General features: G+C 61.1%; 4 protein-coding genes. 1 reads left to right on the forward strand and 3 read right to left on the reverse strand.

Annotation, left to right across the window (positions count from 1 at the left end):
- Positions 1-171 precede the first annotated feature (171 nt).
- The 3 genes from ACZ25G_RS05630 to ACZ25G_RS05640 form a co-directional block, all read right to left on the reverse strand.
- Complete coding sequence (locus ACZ25G_RS05630) at positions 172-558, reverse strand: hypothetical protein (RefSeq protein WP_463681821.1); 387 nt, start codon at positions 556-558, stop codon at positions 172-174.
- A 20-nt stretch (positions 559-578) separates the two neighbouring features.
- Positions 579-1697: a glycosyltransferase family 4 protein gene (locus tag ACZ25G_RS05635; protein WP_463681822.1), complete on the reverse strand. Its 1119-nt coding sequence runs from the start codon at positions 1695-1697 to the stop codon at positions 579-581.
- Between the two features lie 745 nt (positions 1698-2442).
- Positions 2443-4158: a phospho-sugar mutase gene (locus tag ACZ25G_RS05640; protein ID WP_463681823.1), complete on the reverse strand. Its 1716-nt coding sequence runs from the start codon at positions 4156-4158 to the stop codon at positions 2443-2445.
- A gap of 154 nt (positions 4159-4312) precedes the next feature.
- On the opposite strand from ACZ25G_RS05640, the gene ACZ25G_RS05645 reads away from it, so the two are divergent.
- Positions 4313-5383, forward strand: a complete 1071-nt coding sequence (locus tag ACZ25G_RS05645; protein ID WP_463681824.1) for a mannose-1-phosphate guanylyltransferase — start codon at positions 4313-4315, stop codon at positions 5381-5383.
- Positions 5384-5609: the final 226 nt, after the last annotated feature.

The following is a 5609-nucleotide window of genomic DNA, read 5'->3' on the forward strand; positions in this document are numbered from 1 at the left end:
TCTCACCGACCCCGCCCTGGGAAATCAGCTGCGGCAGGCGGGGTATGAAAACGCGTCCCGTTTTTCCTGGGAAAGATCAGCGAAAGCCTTGGCGGAGCTTTTGGAACAGCTGCCATAAAAAGGGGAGGGGAACCTGAAAGGTTCTCCTCCCCTTTTTTCTCAAAACGAAGGTCAGTATAAAATGAACAGGCAGACGCCGTGGAGCACGGCCAGCAAGAAAGGCCCTATGATGCGCTGTCTATTTTTAAGATGGATTCCCACAAAACCATCTATGAGCTGGATCACCAGCATAACGGCAGTGATGAGGGCAAGCAGGGCAGAAAGCCGGACAAACAGCAGAAACACAGCTGCGAGAAAAAGGACGGCGCTTCGCGCCAGGAGATAAAGAGCCGCCTCGCCTCCTTTGTCTTTGGTGACAGCGCGGATGGAAAAAAGCAAACCTAAAAAGGTGCTGAGCAGGGTGATCACCATTGTGATCTCATAGGCCAAAGTCGTTTCCCCCTTTACTGTAAACGCAGTTTTCGGTGGGATCATAGCACAGAAATCAGACTTTTGCAAGATGGGGCCGCCGGCCCTTGTTATGGCGTCATCTCCCGGTAAAGCGCCAGAAGCTTTGCCGCCGAGGCCTCCCAGGAAAAACCGGCGGCATGCTGAAGCCCCGCTTCCACCTTCCGCCGCCGAAGGTCCTGGTCGGTCAAAAGGGTATAGATCCCCTGGGCGATTTCCTCTGTATCCAAAGGGTCGATGAGCAGCGCCCCCTCTCCCCCGGCCTCGGGCATGGAGGAGGTTTCCGAGCAGACCACCGGCGTCCCCAGGCTCAAAGCCTCCAGAATGGGGATGCCGAACCCCTCATAAAGGCTGGGAAAGACAAAGACGTCGGCATGGGCGTAAAGCTCCGCTTTCTCCTGGGCGGAGACAAAGCCGGTGAAGATCACCTGGCCTTCCAACCCCAGCCGCCCGGGCGCTGCCAGGATGCCGTCATACCGCCAGCCCAGACCTCCGGCCAGGACCAGCTGGTGGGGGATCCCCGCCTCCCTTTTGAGCAGGGCAAAGGCCTCCATGAGCCGGATGAGGTTTTTCCGAGGCTCCAGGTTCCCCAAGAAGAGGAGGTACTTTTCCCCGATTCCCCATTTTTTCCGGAGGGGAGTGAAGTTCCCTTTTGGCCTGGGGGTGTCAAAGGAGGGCGGGATGACGGCCACCCGCTCCGGCGGCAGATGAAATTCCCCCAGAATTTCTTCCTTTGCGCTGCGGGAGATGGTGACAATCCGGTCGCTGCGCTCCACACTGTAGCCGATGCCCCTCTGGATCCGGCGCAGGTTTTTGGGCTCCAGGGTTTCGGGGTAATAGAGATAGGAGAGGTCATAGACCGTGTCCACCACCCTGCCCCCGACCCTGGGCGGGACGATGTAGTTAAAAAAGTGGGTGATGTCCGCCGGCCCAAACAGGCGGGCATAAGAAAAGGGCAGGGCATTCCAGACCCGCCGGTAGACCCCATAGGGCAGGATCCGGCTTTCCCGGACAGGAAAGGAGAGCCCCTCTGTCACCTCCCCGCCCTGGTTGCGGGAGAGGAAGTTAAACAGGTTCCCTTGAAACGATATGTCCGGCTGCTGGGTCAGCCTGCGGATAAGCTCCAGGGTATAGGCGCCAATGCCGCTGCGCATCCCGCAGCAGGGCTGCAATTCCAAAGCTACCTTCATCTTTCTCCTCCTCCCCCTGCCGGGGCGGAATTCGCGCTGATGTTTCAATCGCAACGTAATTGCGGGCATCGCGGACAATGTCTCAAATGAAACCTAGAGCGCGTCTTGCTGCCCGCCGCCAGGCGCGGCGAGTCGCCGCAGCCAAGTCGCTCTGTGGTGTCAATCGCAACAAAATCGCGTGCGCCGCGATAGTGTCTCGAAGAAAACTCTAGGGCGCGACCTGCCTGCCGCTAGACGCATCCCACAAACAGGGGGATATCCAAGGGGGAGAGGCGGCCATGGGGCGACTGAGGCGTATTCCCAGGAGGGCTGTGTTGGAAGACAAAGCTTCGCCATAAAGGAAAGGCCATTTGGCAGCCAGCCGCCGCCCCCTTGGATTACTTTTGCATCCTTTTCTTGAGAGAAAAGGATGTGCCCGCGCGGCATGAGCGCAGAACCACCTGCCGGTGGACGGGCAGTGCCCGCTACCAGATCGCGCTGTGGCGTCAATCGAAACCCATTTGCGGGGGCCGCGACAGTGTCGCAAACAGAACCCAGAGCGCATCTTGCTGCCCGCTCGGGCCCACCTACCGGTGGAGGATACCGCGCTGGCGGGCAGTGCCCGCTACCAGATCGCGCTGTGGCACAATGGGTAACTTGGTCGCGTGAGACGCGGCGATGTTGCAGACAAAACTCAAGGACGCGTCTTGCTGACCGCAGGTCCGCGTGCGCCGCGACAGTGTCTCGAAGAAAACCCTAGGGCGCGTCATGCCGACCGCAGGTCCGAGAGAATGTTTCCGAAAGCGGCGCGGCACTGCGCCTCCAGCGCCTGGGCTTCGGCGAGGGTATCCCCCCGGAGGGAGTAGTAAATCTTCAGCTTTGGCTCGGTTCCCGAGGGCCGGACGGTGATGGTCACGCCCCCTTCATAGCAAAACCGCATCACGTTAGAAGAGGGCAGCCCGGTGGGGGATTTTTCCCCGGCGGCAGTGCGGCGGACGCCGGCTTTGTAGTCGGCGCTCCAAAGAATCCGCCGGCCGCAGAGGATGTCCGGCGGATTTTGGCGGAGGGCGTCCATAAGCCGCTCCATCTGCCCGGCCCCCTCTGCCCCCTCAAAGGCCATGGTCTGCTGGGTATCCACAAAAGCGCCAAAGCGGGCGGAGAGTTCCGCAAGGCCGTCCATGAGGGTCATGCCCCGGCCGCGGTAATCGCAGAACATCTGGCAGATCAGGAGGCTTCCCAGCACCCCATCCTTATCCCGGACGGCGGTGCCGGTCAGATAGCCGCAGCTTTCCTCCATGCCAAAGAGAAAGCGGTCCTCTTCTCCCCGGCCCTCTAAAAGGCTCAGCTGCTCCCCAATGTATTTAAAGCCGGTGAGGACGTTTTGCAGCCGCACCCCGTATCCGTCGCAGATGGCCTGGGCCATCTCGGTGGTGACAATGGTTTTCATGGCCACCGGACGCTCCGGCATGGTGCCCATCTCCTGCCGGCGGCGGCAGAGGAAGTCTAAGAGCAGCGCCCCCACCTGATTGCCGCTGAGCAGGAGGAAATCCGTCCCCTGCCGGACGGCGGCGCCCACCCGGTCGCAGTCGGGATCGGTGGCGATGACCAGATCCGCCCCCAGCTTCCTGGCCCAGCGGATCCCCTCCTCCATGGCCTGGGCCTCCTCCGGATTGGGTTTGGGACAGGTGGGAAAGTTCCCGTCTGGGCCCGCTTGGGAGGGGACCACCGTCACCTGGTCAAAGCCGGCCCGGCCCAGGGCCTGGGTCACCCAGGAAAACCCGGCGCCGTGAAGGGGGCTGTAGACAATGGGCACCCCCCTTCCCCGCTGGGACGGCAGCAGGGACTGGGATAGGACCGCGTCCAGATAGGCGTCGGTGACCTCCCGGCCCAGAAAGGCGATGCGTCCGCCGGCCTTCCCCTGCTCCAAAGAGACGCGGCGGACGCCCCGGAGGAGATCCACCTCATCGATCTGCTCCTTGATGTCCCGGGCGGCCTCCTGGGTGATCTGCCCGCCGTCGGGGCCGTAGATCTTATAGCCGTTGTAGGGGGCCGGATTGTGGCTGGCGGTGATGACGATGCCGCCGGAAAGGCCCAGGTGGCGCACGGTGAAGGAAAGGATGGGGGTGGGCATGATTTCCGAAAAGAGATAGGCCTGGATCCCGCTGGCGGCCAGCACCTGGGCGGCGGTCTGGGCAAAGTCCTGGGAAAGGAGGCGGCTGTCGTAGGCAATGGCCACCGCCGGTTGGGAAAAGCGGGAGCGGAGATACCGGGCATAGCCCTGGGTGGCGCGGGCCACGGTGTAGATGTTCATCCGGTTTTCCCCGGCGCCCATCAGCCCCCGCAGGCCGCCGGTGCCAAAGGACAGAGGCGATCCAAAGCGCTCCGCGATCTGGCGGGGATCCTTTTCGATTTCTGCTAACTCCCGGGCAAGGTGTGGGTCGGGAATATTTTTCCACCGGTGGTAGGTTTCTATGGGGTTCATGGGAGCTCCTTTCCCCTCCGCTTAAGAAAAAACGAAGGCGCTGCAATTTTTTCGGATGCTATGGGCATGATAGTCATAGTATGGACAGCAATTTCAGGAAAAATCACGAGGAAATCTGCGCCTTCAGCTTTTGGAGGCCATGGGGAGGGTTTTTATGAAGAAAACAGCCTTGATTATGGCGGGAGGACGGGGGGAGCGGTTCTGGCCCAAAAGCCGGAAAAGCCATCCCAAACAGTTTCTCTGCCTGACAGAGGACGGCAAGACCATGATCCAGCACACGGTGGAGCGGATTTTGCCCATGGTGGAGCCGGAGGACATCTATATTGCCGCCAACCGGGATTACAAGGAGCTGGTACGGGGGCAGCTGCCTCAGATTCCGGAGGAGAACATCCTCTGCGAGCCGGTGGGGCGGAACACCGCCCCCTGTATCGGATGGGCCGCCGCCCATATCCGGCGCAGGTATGGGGACGCGGTGATGATCGTCCTGCCCTCCGACCATCTGATCAAATATAACGCCATCTTTCTGGCCACCCTCCGGGAGGGGTGCCAGGTGGCGGAGGAGGGGCAGAACCTGGTCACCATCGGCATTACCCCCAGCCATCCCGAGACAGGTTACGGATATGTCCAGTTTGACAGCATCCGGATGAAGGGGAAGGCCTTTGCCGTGGACCGGTTTGTGGAAAAACCGGACCGGGCCACCGCCAAAGCCTATCTGGAGTCGGAGCAGTACCTTTGGAACAGCGGCATCTTCCTGTGGAAGGCGTCGGCTATCCTGGAAAACATCCGGGCCTATCTTCCCCACATCTATGAGGGGCTGGAGAAGGTGGAGGCCGCCATGGGCACCGCCGAGGAGGAAAAGGTCCTGGAGCGGGAATTTTTTCGGATGCCCAGCACATCCATTGATTACGGCGTCATGGAAAAGGCCAAAGATATCTACATCCTCCCCGGCGCCTTTGGCTGGGACGATGTGGGCTCCTGGCTGGCCTTGGACCGGATCAACCCCCAAGACGAGATGGGCAATGTGATTTCCGGCAACGTGATCACCGTGGAGACCCACAACAGCATCATCCAGGGCGGTGAAAAGCTGATGGCCCTGGTAGGGGTGCGGGGGATGATTGCGGTGGATACCGGCGACGCCCTCCTCCTCTGCGACAAGGACAGCACCGGGGAGATGAAACGGGTGTTGGAAAACCTCAGGGCCCAGGGCCGCGCCCAATACCTCTAGCCCCACCTACCGCCGGGCGGCGAGTCGCCGCTGACAAGACGCGGATAGGCGCTGGCAGTGACCTATTCGCGGGCTACGCGGCAATGTCGCAAATAAAACCCAGGGCGCGACCTGCCTGCCGCTAGACGCACCCTACAAACAGGGGGTTTTCCAAGGGGGAGAGGCGGCCATGGGGCGACTGAGGCGTATTCCCAGGCGGGCTGTGTTGGAAGAAAGGACATGGCCA

The organism is Zongyangia sp. (assembly GCF_965361945.1).